This window comes from Leadbettera azotonutricia ZAS-9 (assembly GCF_000214355.1).
GTDB lineage: Bacteria > Spirochaetota > Spirochaetia > Treponematales > Breznakiellaceae > Leadbettera > Leadbettera azotonutricia.
Genome location: NC_015577.1, coordinates 3,082,992 through 3,098,345, shown reverse-complemented (window position 1 = coordinate 3,098,345; position 15,354 = coordinate 3,082,992). Strand labels below are relative to the sequence as shown.

The 15,354-nt window shown below is 51.4% G+C and carries 11 protein-coding genes; 3 read left to right on the top strand and 8 right to left on the bottom strand.

Annotated features, from left to right (window positions below):
• Positions 1 to 95 precede the first annotated feature (95 nt).
• Genes TREAZ_RS13625 through dnaE form a run of 7 tightly spaced genes read right to left on the bottom strand, consistent with a single transcriptional unit; the run spans position 96 to position 12,186 of the window.
• A complete protein-coding gene (locus TREAZ_RS13625) occupies positions 96 to 761 on the bottom strand; it encodes a methionine ABC transporter permease (protein WP_015712461.1) in 666 nt (221 codons plus the stop codon).
• Positions 754 to 1,473 (bottom strand): methionine ABC transporter ATP-binding protein, encoded by a 720-nt coding sequence (locus TREAZ_RS13620; RefSeq protein WP_015712460.1) that lies wholly within the window; start codon positions 1,471 to 1,473, stop codon positions 754 to 756. The genes TREAZ_RS13625 and TREAZ_RS13620 overlap by 8 nt, the downstream gene beginning before the upstream one ends.
• Positions 1,470 to 2,555 carry an HD domain-containing phosphohydrolase gene (locus TREAZ_RS13615; protein ID WP_015712459.1) on the bottom strand — a complete coding sequence of 362 codons (1,086 nt, stop codon included), beginning with the start codon at positions 2,553 to 2,555 and terminating at the stop codon, positions 1,470 to 1,472. The genes TREAZ_RS13620 and TREAZ_RS13615 overlap by 4 nt, the downstream gene beginning before the upstream one ends.
• A gap of 22 nt (positions 2,556 to 2,577) precedes the next feature.
• Positions 2,578 to 5,382 (bottom strand): hybrid sensor histidine kinase/response regulator, encoded by a 2,805-nt coding sequence (locus TREAZ_RS13610; RefSeq protein ID WP_015712458.1) that lies wholly within the window; start codon positions 5,380 to 5,382, stop codon positions 2,578 to 2,580.
• A gap of 14 nt (positions 5,383 to 5,396) precedes the next feature.
• On the bottom strand, positions 5,397 to 7,559 hold the full coding sequence (gene recG, locus TREAZ_RS13605; RefSeq protein ID WP_015712457.1) for an ATP-dependent DNA helicase RecG: 2,163 nt from the start codon (positions 7,557 to 7,559) through the stop codon (positions 5,397 to 5,399).
• Between the two features lies 1 nt (position 7,560).
• A complete protein-coding gene (locus tag TREAZ_RS13600) occupies positions 7,561 to 8,145 on the bottom strand; it encodes a YggT family protein (protein WP_015712456.1) in 585 nt (194 codons plus the stop codon).
• A gap of 15 nt (positions 8,146 to 8,160) precedes the next feature.
• Positions 8,161 to 12,186, bottom strand: a complete 4,026-nt coding sequence (dnaE, locus tag TREAZ_RS13595) for a DNA polymerase III subunit alpha (protein ID WP_015712455.1) — start codon at positions 12,184 to 12,186, stop codon at positions 8,161 to 8,163.
• 98 nt (positions 12,187 to 12,284) lie between these two features.
• Here dnaE and TREAZ_RS13590 point away from each other — a divergent pair, with 98 nt between their 5' ends.
• From TREAZ_RS13590 to TREAZ_RS13580, 3 genes are read left to right on the top strand one after another with little or no spacing between them, the layout of a single operon-like run.
• Positions 12,285 to 12,815, top strand: a complete 531-nt coding sequence (locus TREAZ_RS13590) for a V4R domain-containing protein (protein WP_015712454.1) — start codon at positions 12,285 to 12,287, stop codon at positions 12,813 to 12,815.
• A 16-nt stretch (positions 12,816 to 12,831) separates the two neighbouring features.
• Positions 12,832 to 13,839, top strand: a complete 1,008-nt coding sequence (locus tag TREAZ_RS17505; protein ID WP_015712453.1) for a GGDEF domain-containing protein — start codon at positions 12,832 to 12,834, stop codon at positions 13,837 to 13,839.
• A complete protein-coding gene (locus tag TREAZ_RS13580; RefSeq protein WP_015712452.1) occupies positions 13,836 to 14,222 on the top strand; it encodes a DUF6941 family protein in 387 nt (128 codons plus the stop codon). The genes TREAZ_RS17505 and TREAZ_RS13580 overlap by 4 nt, the downstream gene beginning before the upstream one ends.
• Positions 14,223 to 14,240: 18 nt before the next feature.
• Here TREAZ_RS13580 and aroC read toward each other — a convergent pair whose 3' ends face one another.
• A complete protein-coding gene (aroC, locus tag TREAZ_RS13575) occupies positions 14,241 to 15,353 on the bottom strand; it encodes a chorismate synthase (RefSeq protein ID WP_015712451.1) in 1,113 nt (370 codons plus the stop codon).
• Position 15,354: the final 1 nt, after the last annotated feature.

Below are 15,354 nucleotides of genomic sequence, written 5' to 3'. Positions count from 1 at the left end.
ATCCTCCAAAAATGATGTAATACTAATGCCTAGTATTTACCTAGAATTTATATAATATGGGAAAATTTGTCAAGCCGTTTTCCAGTTTTTTGAAATCACCGTTTGGAAAGCAGTCTGCGGCTTATCGCGGTACCCACAAACTGAACCAGTTCCACAATGATCAATATGATGATAACCGCCGCAATCGTTACTTCCATTCTGAAGCGGTAATACCCGTAGTTGATGGCAAGGCTCCCAAGACCCCCTCCGCCTATGGCTCCTGCCATTGCCGAATACCCGATGAGGTTGATGATGGTTAGGGCAAGGCCTGAGACCAGGGCCGGCAGGGCTTCGGGTATCAGCACTTTGCGTATGATCTGCATGTTGGATGAGCCCATGGCCTTTGCTGCGGTGATGACCCCGTTATCCACCTCGGACAGGGCGGACTCGGAAATGCGGGCCACAAAGGGGGCTGCTGCAATGGAAAGGGGAATGATCACCGCCGTAGGCCCAATGCTCGTTCCTATGATGAAGCGCGAAAGAGGTATGAGAAGTATCATCAATATAATGAAGGGAAGGGAGCGCAAAATGTTCACCACCCTTGAGAGGGCGTTGTAGATGATGGGCCGGGAATGGAGCCCTGCGGGGGAGGCGCTGTAGAGGAAGGCTCCCAGAGGGAAACCCAGAACGCAGGCGAGCAAGGTAGAAACCAAAGTCATATAGAGGGTTTCCAGGGTTGAGGCAGGGAGCAGCACCAGGACCGCCATGAATTTTTCAGGCATAGATGAGTTCCTTTGCGGCCTCGGTTTTGGGCGCTTTGAAGACTGCGTCCACAACCCCCTCTTCGGCGATGATGCCTTCGTCCAGGACCGCCACTTCGCTGCACACGGACTGTATCACCGACATCTGGTGGGTGATGAGTACCACTGTTATTTTGAGGCTGTCGTGGAGTTCCCGTATCAGGGTGAGTATCGACCTTGTGGTCTGGGGATCAAGGGCGCTGGTTGCCTCGTCGCAGAAAAGCACCTCGGGGTTCACGGCTAAAGCACGGGCAATGGCTACCCGCTGTTTCTGCCCGCCCGAAAGTTCCCTGAGCCGGGCATGGCGCTTGTCGGTGATGTTCACCATTTCCAAAAGTTCGTCCACCCGTTTTTCAATTTGCTTCTTGTGGAGCCCTCCAATCTCAAGGGGATAGGCGATATTCCCCGCAGCGTCCCGCGAAGAAAGGAGGTTGAAATTCTGGAAGATCATGCCCATTTTGCGGCGGCGTTCCAGAAGGGCCTTGCCTGTGAGTATATCCACTCTTTCCTGGCGGTAATACACTTCGCCTCCGTCCGGGGCTTCCAGGAGGCTCATGACCCTCAAGAGGGTGGATTTCCCGGCCCCGCTTTTCCCTATGATTCCATAGATGGAGCCGGGAGGAACGGACAGATCCACCTTGCGGACCGCATGGACGGCCCCGTAGCTCTTGGAAATATTTTTCAGTTCAATCATATTAAGGGGCTTTCCCGTTCCGCGATTTTGGCGAATTTAGACGCAACAGTCTGGAAGATATCCACCAGTACCGGATCAAATTGGGTTCCCTTCCCCTCGGTGATAATCTTCGCCGCTTCCGCAGTGCTCACCGGCTGTTTGTAGGGCCGTACCGCAATGAGGGCATCGTACACATCCGCTATAGCCATGAGGCGACCCTGAAGGGGGATGTTTTCTCCTGCCAGGCCATTGGGATAGCCCTTGCCATCCCAGCGTTCATGGTGGGCTCCTGCAATGATCTTGGCGTGATCCAGGAAGGCATGCTCCCGGGTTATGCCGGAAATACGATCAATGACCTTTATGCCGTAGCTGGTGTGTTTTTTTATCTCCTCGAATTCTTCAGGAGTGAGCTTCCCGGGTTTGCTGAGTATTTTTTCGCTTACCAGAATTTTTCCCACATCATGGAGCTGGGCGGAGGGGATAAGAAAATCCAGATCCCACTCGGCCATCTCTTTGGGGTATTTTTCCTCTTCGATAATTTGATCAAGCATGAATTTGAGATAGCTTTGCACTCTTTCGATATGGCCCCCAATGATGTCATCCCGGAATTCAACCACTTCGGCCACAGTGCTCATCACTGCATTCTGAAGATCTTCAATCTGTTGGGTCTGTTCCAGGACCATTTCCTTGAGGTTGTCGTTGTATTTTTTAAGTTCCTTTTTCTGGGACGAAAGGAGGAGATGGTTGTCGATACGCTGGGCAAGGAGGGCAGGGGAAAAGGGCTTGGACACATAGTCTATAGCCCCAAGGGAGAGGCCTTCCAGCTCGTTGCCCGGATCGTCCCGGGAGGTCAGGAACACTACCGGTATGTCCTGGGTTTTTCTATCGGCTTTGAGCTTTTTAATGACCTCATAGCCGTCCATATCAGGCATTGCAATATCGAGGAGTATGAGGTCAGGGGTGACCTTTTGCAAAACCTCAAAAAGTTTTTCGCCCGACGGAATGGGAAAAACATTGTACTTGTCCTTAAGGATGTTTTTCCCCATGGTGAGGCTTGCCATGTTGTCGTCTACCAGCATTATTATCTGCCGTTCGTTTCCCATAAAATCCCCCTTCCTGTGTATCCTATTTAAGCATCTTTGCCAATCGTTCCTGTATGGCAAGGAATTCGGAGCGGTTACCCTGTTCTCTAAGCCAGGGCACAAGATCGTCATCCTTTTCATAACGGTACTGCTCAAGCTTCCCAATGAATTCCTCAAGGCCTTCCATATCATAACCTGCAGCAGCATCAAGAATTTTTGCCAAGAGATCCTTGTCAGGGGCAGACTTAAGGGCTTTGTCGCTTTCTTTTTCTGCTGTTTTTACGAGAGCCCTGAAATCGTCCACGAGTTTTTCTGCCTGGGCTATAAAATCTGAATTATTATTTCTGACAAATTCCATATCCCCCGCGCGGCTCTTGTGTTCAAGATCTTCGGCTTTCTTCCCTACTGTCTGGGCTCCAAGGCTATAGCATGAACCTTTAATGCCATGAACCGTTATGGTGTATTCAGTCAGTTTTTCTATACTGCGTATGGAATCCAGCAGTGCAGGTGTATGGACAATAAAACTGTGCATCACTTCAAGCCATGATTCAATATCGTTATCCACAAGCTCAAGGCCCATGGTGATATCAAAACCGCTAATGCTTTTTGACGCTTCTATAAGCGATGCATACCTTTCAGAATTTGGAAGCGCAGTATTGCTGTCCCTTTTTTCCTGGAACCTGGTATTATCGGGGTTTGGCTTCCCGACAAACAGCTCAGGCGATTTTTCTTTAAGCTCTTTTTCAAGATCCTTGTTCCGCACCCAATGGGTTATTACTGAGTCCAGCTGCATTATATCAATAGGTTTGGTAAGAAAGGCCTGGAAACCTTTGCTTAAAAAAAGCTTGTCATTGCCAATGATGGCGTCCGCGGTCAGGGCTATAACAGGGATATTCTTCGCATAATCGGTGTTAATTTCTTTCCTGATAATACGTGTTGCTTCAATACCATCCATGCCGGGCATCATATGATCCATAAAAACGGCGTTGTACTTTGGTTTCCCTCCGCGTATGCGCTCTATGGCTGCAGGCCCGGACGCAACGCAGTCTACGGTCATACCGTAAGGCTTGAGCATACCCCTGGCAACATCAAGATTGATAGCTACATCGTCCACTACCAGTACTGATGCATAGGGAATCCAGGCCCTGATGAGTTTCTGATTCCTGGTTCTGCGCTGCAGGGTATAGTTAAAGAGGTTTAAATTTTCCGCAGTATTTTTTCCTATTGTTTCAGTGCCTATGGGTTCCTGAAGTATCCTCAGCGTAAAGACCGAACCTTTTCCATATTCGCTTTCCACCGTGATGTCGCCACCCATAAGCCGGGCCATGCCTCTGCTTATGGCTAAGCCTAGACCTGTGCCTTCTATTTTGCGGTTGCTTTTAGTGTCAACCTGGCCATACTCGGAGAAGAGCTTGGGAAGGTCTTCTCCTTTAATGCCGATCCCCGTGTCCTGGATCCTGCTTTGAAGCCAAACCTTGTCTCCTTCCCTTTGTGCGGAAAGATACCAGTCCACGGACCCCTCCCTGGTGTATTTAAACGCATTGGAGAGGAGATTGTTGAAAACCTGTTTGATGCGGAGCTCGTCGCCCAAGAATTTTGCGGGTATGTTTTCTTCCACATGAAGGCGGAACTTGATAGGTTTGCTGCCTATGCGCACTATATTGAGATTCACCGTATCATTGATAAGGCTGGGAATATCGTATTCCACAGGGACAAGTTCAAATTTGCCGGATTCAATTTTGGAAATATCCAGGAGATCATTGATAATGCCAAGAAGGGTAATGCCCGAATTGTAGATCTTTTCTGTGTTGTCGTAAATTTCGCCTGACAGATCGCCATCGCCCAGCTCCAGTTCCGAAAGGCCTATGATGGCGTTGAGGGGCGTCCTCATTTCGTGGCTCATGTTTGCCAGGAAACGGCTCTTTGCTTCGTTGGCATCCGCGGCTTTTTTATAAGGAATCGCAATACTGTTGGCAGCAAAAAAAGCGGCAATAATGCCAAAGCTCAGGAATACAAAAGACGAGCTGAGCAGCACCTGGCGTATTTGAGACACAGGGGTTTCGGCAATGGGTACTACCACTCCCAGCGACCAGCCGTCAGTGTCACTGACAGGTATGAATGATGCGATGCGATCAATGTCCGCAATGTCAAAATAGGCTATCCCTGTTTCGCCCTTGATCATGCGGGACACCATTTCCTTTGGTGTGCGGTATTTGTCGTCAATTTCCCCCATGTGTATATAGTTATACTTTTCGGTTACCCAATTCTCCCTCATGTTGGCAATGACATAGCCTTCGCGGTCTACAATGAAGATATTGCCTGTTTCCCATATCCTGATATCAGAAACCATGCGGCTTATGCTCAGCCCGTCCATGGTGGCGACGAGGACCCTGTTGCCTTCAAGGGGCGCCCAAATTCTCAATACCAGATCGCCCCCGCTTTCCCATTCGGGAGGGGAGATGCAGGTTTCGCCTGAGAAGGCGCGCTTCATATACTCGTTTTCGAGATACGAATTCGACGGGGCTGCCCTGCCGTAGAAATCCACCCAGCCCTGGGAATCAAAGACCGCCAGGGAGAGGTATGGGCCATGGCTTGTGTGGTAACGCAGCCTTTCGGTTGTCTCGGCTTCCCCGGTGAATGCCAGTTGGGTTCCTATAATCTGCACATCCCGTTTAAGGACTTCCAGTTCGCGCGAAACCATGCGGGAAGCCAATTCGGCGCTTACGGTTAAATCGTTGCGCACTGTTTCCCAGAAACGGCCCTGGCTGAATGAGAGGCTTAACACCAGGCTGGAGGCGGTGATCACCAGCACTATGGAACTGATGATAAGCATTATTTTTATTCTCATGGACAACATTGCTATTATACTAAACCGAAAGGCGGCGCTCTTTCCAGTACGGCTGCCATACGGCGGTTCTCCGGCTGAAGGAGGCCCGGATCTTTTTCCAGTATGGCGAAGGCATCGGCCCTTGCCCTGGCAAGCTTGTCTGCGTCCCTCACCGGATCTGCCAGGCCCAGGGCGAGGTAGCCGGACTGCTCAATGCCCGCGATCTGGCCCGGCCCCCTGAGGATGAGGTCTTTTTCGGCAATTTCAAAGCCGTCGCTGCTTTTAAGCATCACCATAAGGCGCTTCCCTTCCTTGCTGCGCTCATCCTCGCTTAAGATTTCAGGATTTACCCCTACAAGTTCAGGCGGGATCTCCTGATCCGAATAAATTAGGATGCAGTAGGACTGGGCTTCGCCTCTGCCGACCCTGCCCCGAAGCTGATGCAGGGCTGAAAGGCCGAAGCGTTCTGCGTGCTCTATGACCATGCAGGTAGCATTGGGGACATCCACACCCACTTCCACTACGCTGGTGGCCGCCAGCACTTTGACTTCTCCCCGGCGGAATGCCTCCATAGCCTTCTGTTTTTCTTCTTCATCAAGCCTGGAGTGTATCAATGCAACAGGGTATTTGGGGAAGATGGTTTTTGCCAGTTTTTCTGCCATGGTGGTAACATCTTTTAAGTTTTCAGCCCTGCTGCCCGGCTCGCCTTCGCCGATGAGGGGATAGACAAAATACGCCTGATGTCCCGCTGCAAGTTCCTTCCTTGCAAAATCGTACACCTTGTTCTCATTCGATTCCTTTACCAGATGGGTCTTGATAGGTTTGCGCCCCGGGGGCATGTCCCGAATCACCGATACATCCAGGTCGCCAAATACTGTCAGGGCCAGGGTGCGGGGTATGGGAGTGGCGCTCATCATGAGAAGATCGGGAGTACCCTGAGCCTTTAGGGAAGACTGCCCCTTTGCCATGACAGCCTGGCGCTGGGTCACGCCGAAACGATGCTGCTCATCTATCACCACAAGACGCAGATTGCTGTAGATAGTGTCCCGCGAAAAGAGCGCATGTGTTCCTGCAACAATGTCTATTTCCCCTGCCGCCAGGGCTTTTAGAAGCTGTGCGCGCCCCGCAGCTTTTATATTCCCCGTGAGGAAAGCGATGCGCAAGCCTAAAGGCTCCAACAGTTTTGCTGCGTTTTCCGCATGCTGCCTTGCCAGTAATTCTGTTGGCGCCATGAGCGCTGCCTGGCCCCTTTGCCCTTCCGCCTCTTCCACTGCCCTGAGGCAGGCAAGAAATGAGACGAGGGTCTTACCCGATCCCACATCGCCCTGAAGAAGGCGTGCCATGGGGTAGGGTCCGTCCATATCGCGGTTTATTTCCCCTGCGGTTTCGATCTGCCCCGGAGTGAGGGAAAACGGCAGCCTTTCGATAAGGCGTTTCTGTAGAGGGGAGAAGCCGCTGCCAGTTGTAATTGCCCTTTTGCCCGAAGCAGGCGCAGCCCGCCTTTCCATAGCCCGCTTCCCGACTATCATTTCAAGGTAGAAAAGCTCCTCATAAACAATGGTCTTTTCTGCCCTATCCCGCGCTTCATAGGAAGAAGGGAAGTGGATAGCCTGGAGGGCCTGGGGTTTTGAATACAGATCGTCCCGCTTGATAATTTCCTCAGGGAGTTCATTTTCAAGGTTGGATGTGTAGATGTCCAGTGCCCGGCGCATGAACCTGCGGAGTATGTTCTGGCTGAGGCCTTCGGTGAGTGGATAAATGGGCAGTATCTTGCCTAAACCTTCATCATTGGGATTGACTATTTCAAAGGCTTTGGATTGAAGCTCTCCATATTCATATTTGAATTCCCCGTATATTTTAACCTTCATGCCAACCAGAAGCTGATGCTCCCAAAAAGAACGGTTATAGCAAACAAGCGAAGCTTTGGCAGTATCGTCTTCCACAATGATTTTAAGGGTCCTTCTATGGTTTGCGTAGAACCAGCCATGGGACAAAACTGTTACAGTAGTGTAGACATTTCCGAGATTAAAACAGTTAAGAGGTAGTTCCTCGGAACGATCTTCCCATTTCCGGGGATAATGGCAGAGCAAGGTCCCTACATCCACAATGCCCAGTCTTGCCAGGGCTTCGAAGGTTTTTTCCCCGGTTCTTTTCGGTTTTACATGATCGAGGGCAGCGTCAAGTTCCCTGAGAAACATTTTATATCGGCAGCCTTGCAAGGAATACAGAAAATAAACGTATAATAAAGTTCGCAGCAATGCTAACAACTATTAAAGCCCCTATGGCAATTAATAGCCCTTTGCGGTAATGCGCTATTCTGTTTCCAAAAAATATGCGATTTATCCTGTAGAGCAGGGGCTGGGATATGGCATCAATAATGCTCCAAAAAGGGCTGTGGATGTTGCTGTTTGCAAGATCGGCAATGAGCCTCAGTATCAGGATGATTATGGAAAAACCCAGGAGGAAGGAAGCCGCTGACCATATAGCTTGCAGGCTCATAGCCAAAATGATCCCCAGGGAGATCCTTCCGTAAGCAGCCATGGTGCTGAAGATGCGGTTGACAAGGGAAAGCGCTGCCAAAGCCACAATGGGTGAAAGATCCAGGTGCCCGATCCGCAGGGGGAAACGGCGAAACCAGTTCAGATAGGGATCGGTAACACGGCTTAAAACGGCTATGGGCCTTGAATAGCCGGAACCGCTGAACCAGGTGAGGAGTATGCGGACAAAAACTATCAGCATGTAAATAGAAGTACAGGTACTTAAAATAGTTAATATGATTTTCATTGTTTTGCTCCTGTTTTATACGCTCCATGCTTCGGCAACTGCACTGCAATGTGCCAGGACATCCATCGAAGCGGAAGCAACGATCCCCGTGGCAGTGCGTATCACTGTCTCCCCTTCTGCCGCTGGGACATGGATAAGGAGCGTGCAGCTACCGGGGTTTTCTTTCACATAATTGAGGAGGGGGTAGAGGGCTTCCTCCTTTTCGGCAGCAGAACCTCGGAGCCGCACGTGCACCTCCCGTATTGAAAATGCGCTGCGGGCAATTACAGCTGAATCAGATGCAGCAGAATCAGTCTCGGTTGTGCCTTCGCTTTCGCTGTCCAGGAAAGATCGGCCATCCTGATCCGCATCTTCCTGGGTTGTTATGGTGTTTTCATTTTTCATTGTATTGTCCGCGGCCGCCTTTTTTGCGGCCGCCCTTACGAGCTTGTTGATATCCTGAAAACTGGTAACTTTGAAGCTGGGTTTTGCAGGGTCCCTGTCAGCTGCGGGGTCCATACCTCCGTTAAGGGCAGCTATTTCATCCACTGCGGCCAGGGGTTTGCAGTTCTTCCAGTCCCGGGCAAAGAAGACCAAATCAATTTCTCCTCGCTCATCCTGGAGGGTTCCAAAGGCCATCTCATTGCCTTTTTTGTCTGTATGGGTCCTGAGGGATTTAAGAGACCCTATAATGGTGTAATTCCCCTTTGTTGCTTTAAGGGCACTCCGGGTGTCGAGGATTTTCAAGTCCAGTTCTTTTGCATATTTCCAAATGTTCCGGTACTTGTTCCATTTGAGGCTCTGGGTTTCTTCCTGTTTGGCAGCGGCCTCGGCGTTCAGGGGATCTATGGTATCCTCGGCTAAAAAGCTGTGGCGATCCTTGTCTTTCTGGTATTCTATCTTTCCCCGCAGTATTGCTACCTGATCCGCAGCAATCTTGTCTCTGCATTTTTCCCATGCGTCCGCGAAGAAGGTAATTTCAATTTCTCCATTGTAGTCAGCGATAGATGCAAAGGCCATCTTGGCGCCTTTGGAAGTAGTAATGGGCTTAATGTTTTTTATTAGCCCCACCAGGGTACAGTTTCCGGCGGGAAGGCTTTCGGGTTTTCCAAGATCGACTTTAACAATGCGTTTCCATACTTCTTTATATTCATCCATGGGGTGGCCGGAAAAATAAAAGCCGATTAGTTCTTTTTCTGTTTTAAGCTTGTCGCCGCCGCTCATTTCCGGGAAAACTTCGAATGTAAAATCAGGGTAATCTTTTTCCCCGGTTTCCCCAAAAAGGCTTACCTGGCCGAATTTTTTATCATCCTTGATGCTTTGGGTATATTCAACTGTTTTTTCGAGGTTGCCCAGGAGTGTGGCTCTGCCAACCCCAAAACAGTCAAAAGCGCCGGTTTGAATGAGGATTTCAATATTTTTTTTGCCCACAGTTTTAATATCAACCCGGCTGAGGAAGTCCATAAAATTCTTGTATGGGCCATTTTTCCGGCAACTGATAATTTCTTCGGCAGAAGGCACTCCCAGGCCCTTGATGCCCAAAAAGCCATACACTATGCGGCCTTCTACCACGGAAAACAGCCGGTCCGAACGGTTGATGTCAGGGGGGTCAATGGTGATGCCCATCCGCCGGGCTTCGTCGATATACAGGGGGAGTTTGTCGGTGCTGGAAATTTCATTGGTCATGTTGGCTGCCATGAATTCCACCGGGAAATTAGCCTTAAGGTAGGCTGTCTGGTAGGCAAGCACCGCATAGGCCGCGGCATGGCTTTTGTTGAAGCCGTAACCGGCGAAGGGCGCCATGATTTCAAAGATACGATCCGCGTCTGCTTCTGTAAAACCCTGTTTTACAGCCCCGGCAATAAAGGGCACTTTTTCCCTGTCCAGAATGTCCCGCTTCTTTTTCCCCATGGCTTTGCGGAGTATATCCGCCTGCCCCAGGGTGTACCCTGCGATGATCTGGGCTACCTTCATTACCTGTTCCTGGTAGACTATGACACCATAGGTTTCCTTCAGGATGCTCTCCAGGCTTGGATCCGGGTACACAATGGGCGTGCGGCCCCATTTCGCGGCGATGAACTGTTGAATATACTCCATAGGACCCGGCCTATAGAGGGCATTGAGGGCAGTAAGCTCTTTGATACTGGCAGGCTTTGCGTCCTTCAGGGTCTTTTGCATCCCCTCGGATTCAAACTGGAATATCCCATAGCTTCTTCCTTCCCCCAGCATCTTAAAGACCGCGTCAGATTCTGCTGTTCCGGTCTCGGAGATTTTTTCAATGTCGAAGGCTGCGTCCTTCCCGCCCCGGCGGTGGATGAGCTTCACCGAATGGTCTATAAGGTCCAGGGTTTTTAGCCCCAGAAAATCCATTTTGACCAAGCCCTGCGGTTCAATCAGATCCATGGTGTACTGGCTCGCCACGGCGCCGTCTTTATCCATATAAAGGGGCACATAGTCGGTCAAATCAGTTTTGCCAATGACCACCCCTGATGCGTGAATGCTGGAATTGCGGTTTTTCCCCTCAAGCTTGCGGGCCATGGCGAAAAGTTCCTGGTATCGCGGATCCTGTTCCAGCTCCCTCAATCTGGGTTCGTAGGCAAAGGCAACTTTAAGGGTAACATCCTTTTGGGGATCTTCAGGGTTTTTATCCGGGATAAGCTTGGTTATCATGTTGGATTCGTCAATGCTGATATCCAGCGCCCGGGCAACATCCTTGATGGCTGCCTTGGCTTTGAGGGTTCCAAAGGTGATAATCTGCCCCACCTTTTCCTTGCCGTATTTTTGGGTTACATACTCGATTACATCTGCCCGGCCTTCGCTGGTAAAGTCCACATCAAAGTCGGGCATGGAGATCCGCTCGGGATTGAGGAAGCGCTCAAAAAGCAGGTTGTACTTGAGGGGATCGTTGTTGGTGATCCGCAGGGCATATGCCACGATGGACCCTGCGCCGGATCCTCGCCCCGGCCCTACCGGGATATTGCGTTCCTTGGCCCAATTGATAAAGTCGGCCACAATGAGGAAGTAGCCGGGGAAACCCATTTTGATAATTACCCCAAGCTCGTATTCAGCCCGCTCGATAACCTCTGCCATCCGGCCGGGATAGCGTTTTTCCAGCCCGTCCATGGTGAGATGCCGCAGGTATTCATCAGCGTTTGAAAACCCGGCGGGGATTTCGAAATCCGGGAGCAGGGGGCCTGGGGTGGGGATCTCGGTCTTGCACCGTTCGGCGATCCGCACCGTGTTGGCGATGGCCTCGGGGTATTCGGGGAACAGGGCGGCCATTTCGTCTCCGGTTTTGAAGTAAAACTCTTCCCCTTCAAAGCGCATGCGCCTTTCATCGCCCCTTTTTGAGTTGGTGCCAATGCAGAGGAGTATGTCCTGAACCACTGAATCCGCCCGTTCCAGATAGTGGATGTCGTTGGTTGCCACCAGGGGTATGCCGGTGCGCCGGGCAATACCGGCGACTATGGGGTTCACCTGGCGCTGGGCCTCAATCCCGTGATCCTGGAGTTCCAGATAAAAATTGTCCTCCCCCATAAGGGATGCGAACCAGCGGGCGCTTTTTTCCGCCTCCTTAAGCTGCCCGTTCATAATCAGGCTGGGAATTTCCCCTGCCAGGCAGGCTGAAAGGCAGATGAGCCCCTTATGGTATTTCTCCAATAGCTCCCTGTCTATCCGGGGCTTATAATAGAAACCTTCGGTATAGGAAAGGGAAGAAAGCTTCATTAAATTCCGGTAACCCTCTTCGCAGGTCGAGAGGAGCACCAGATGGTAGTATTTGTTGCCGTTTTCGCTGCCCTTGCGCTCGTGCCGGGAGCCTGGGGCCATGTAGAATTCGCAGCCTATGATGGGATGCACCGCTTCCCGGTTTTTAAGGGGGTGATCCTTGTCGCCAAGGCATGCGTTCACGAATTTCAGCACCCCGAACATATTGCCGTGGTCGGTAATGGCAAGGTGCTTCATCTCCAGGGATGCGGCCTTTTTCGCCAGGCCTTCTACCGAGGCGGCGCCGTCCAGGAGGGAAAAGTCAGAATGGACATGCAGATGAACAAAATCTGTCATAATCCAGTATCATACCTCAATTTCTTCACAAATTACTATACTAAACAGCTATTTCATTGTATTATGAAAAAGCATATCAAATATCCAGGAGATCAAGTATGTCCAAAACCAGAAAGTATGAATTCAAGTGGGAAGACACTGTTGGGGCCGACATGAAAGACGCCCGGCCGAACCTGGGGCCTTCCACCAGGGTAGAGGTCTACCGCCTTTTCCAGTTTACCCTAAGGGATATCCTGGAACAGCATTATGGCGCTGACGCTGCGGATGATCTTTTCAGGGAAGCCGGGGTTGTGGCTGGCAAAGCCTTTTTTGACAAATTCTTGAGCTCTTCAAAGGATGTATCGTCCCTGGCGGCGGCAGTGCAGCAATCCTTTCACGATCTTGGCATAGGGATATTCAGGGTGGAAAATGCCGATGCCGGCGGCGGCCATTTTATTTTTACTGTGGACGAGGATCTTGACTGCTCCGGCTTGCCCGACACCTCAGATGTGATCTGCGTTTATGATGAAGGCTTTATCCAGGGTGTGCTTGAATCCTTCAGCGGCAAGGGCTTTAGCGTAAAGGAGATAGATTGCTGGTGCACCGGTTCGCGAACTTGCCGTTTTGAGGCCAAGGCCAAAGCATCCTAGCCAGCCAGGAATGTTAATGGAAGAAAAAGAAAGCAAGGCTCTGGAACATATTTGGAAACTCCTCAAGGAAAATTCCATACCCCCGCTTGAAGGGGATATGGCAGAGATTCCTGTCTTGAATGATATCCATAACGATCTCAAAACCATCAGGGAGATCATGCTCTCTTTTTCTTCGGGGGACTTTTCTCCCCCTGTCACCGTGAGGGGCATAATCCCGGGCTGCATGAAAGCCCTCCAGTCCCGGCTTCAGCACCTCATTTGGCAGGTGAAGATGGTAGAGCAGGGGGACTTTACCCAGAAGATAGAATTCCTGGGCGAATTTTCTGAAGCTTTTAACCGCATGACAACCCAGCTTGACAACACCTTAAAGGCCCTGAAGCTAAGGGAACAAACCCTCTCTGCCCTGGCAGAAAGCCTCCGCACAGAAGTGGATCGGCGAAATTCTGCAATGGAAGCTCTTCAGAAAAGCGAGTCCCAGTTCAAATACCTTGCAAGCCATGATCCCCTCACAGGGGCAATGAATCGCCGCTCCTTCATGGAGAGGGCTGCCATGGAACTGAGCAACGCTGCCCTTCTGGGCATACCTTGCGGCGTAGTCATGATGGACATTGATTTTTTTAAAACCTTCAATGACACCTACGGCCACCTTGCGGGGGACGAAGCCCTCAGGAATACCGTGCGGGTCATAACTTCCCTTCTGCGCAAACACGACTTTCTTGGCCGTTACGGCGGCGAGGAATTTGTCTTTCTTTTCAGCCAGGCTGATGAAGCCACGGGTATGGCAATCGCGCAACGCGTCAGGGAAGCTATCGAAAAAAGCCCCGTCCTGCTCGAATCGGGCCCTGTATCCATTACCGCAAGCTTCGGCGTAGCTCTGGCAGATACAACCGAAAACCCGGGGAAACCCAGGCCGGACAATTATATTGAAGCCCTTATCAACAATGCCGACACCGCCCTCTACAAGGCAAAGGAAGAAGGCCGGAACAGAGTGGTTCTCTTCAATAGGAAAAAGGAAGAGCCATGAAGACCGAGCTTTTTACCTTCTGCGATTTTGCCCAGGAAAACGGAGGCAAGCTTACCATTGTGGGGACTTTTGACACCATCATCTCCCGCAATTTCCCCTGCGTCCATCCCCAGCTTTCAGTGGTCATACGCCTCCGCTTCGATCTCTGGGAATTCGCCAACCACAGCTTCAGGATTGAGACCCGCGATCTCGACAGCCAGATGACTATAGACCCGGTGCGGGGCAATTTGGAGGTAAAGGGTGTGGGCAACGCTACCGCAGTATCCCACCTGGTATTTACCATTACCAATCTGCACTTTAAAAATTCAGGGGTAATAAGTTTTATTCTCTATATTGACGATAAGGAAGTTACTTCGATTCCCCTTTATATACGGAAGGGATAAGCCTTTTGAATCCGCGCGTTATACAAGAGCGCAGCGCTGCAGCAAAATGAGATCCGCCAGTACCAGGGCGGTCATGGCCTCCACCACCGGGACAGCCCTGGGGCCTACGCAGATGTCGTGCCTCCCCTGGATGAGGAGTTCGGCAGCCTTGCCCTGGCGGTTCACGGTTTCCTGTTTTTGCAAAATAGAAGAAATGGGCTTAAAGCTCACGGTAAAACACAGATCCATGCCCGTAGAAAGACCGCCAAGCACCCCGCCCGCGTTGTTGGTTTTCCAGGAAACCGAAGGAACTCCGCCGGGCAGATCCGGAAACAGCCCCGGAGCAGGCATGGGCCGGTCATTCAGAACCGAACCTTGGCTTTTTGCGGCAGAAGACCCCGCGCCGAATTCCACAGCCTTTGCAGCCCCCAGGGAGAGCATGGCTGCTGCAATCCTGGCGTCCAGCTTGTCAAACACGGGCTCTCCCAGCCCCGGGGGAAGATTGCGCGCAACACAGGACACTGCGCAGCCGGAACTGTCGCCCGCTTGCCTTAAAGCTTCGATTTTTTCCATAGCCTGTGCAGCAGCGGCTTTTCCGCCCATACGCAGGGGGTTGTTTTCGATTTCGTCCCAATTAAAGGAAGGATCTCCCGGGCCAGGGCCGTCTATCCCGGCAGCGGAGGAAGTCCAGGCTATAATCTCGATATTGAGGCTTGAAAGAAAAACCCGGGCTATAGCCCCGGCAGCCACCCTGCCCAGGGTTTCCCTGGCAGAGCTGCGGCCGCCGCCCCGGTGATCCCGAAAGCCGTACTTGGCTTCCCAGGGCCAGTCTGCATGGCCTGGCCTGTAGAGATCCTTGAGATTGTCATAGTCCGATGGACGTTGATTTTTGTTCCGTACCAGTATGGCGATAGGGCTTCCCAAGGTTTTGCCTTCGAACACCCCGGAAAGTATTTCAGGCTCGTCAGCTTCGCTGCGGCTTGTGGCAGGGCCGCCCCCTCCGGGGCGCCTTCTGGCAAGGTCGTGGCGTATGTCTTCAATATCCAGGGCCAGGCCCGCAGGGCAGCCGTCTACTACACAGCCTGAGGCAGGCCCGTGGGATTCCCCAAAAGTGGCTGCTTTAAAGAGAACGCCAAAGCTGCTGCCCCCCATG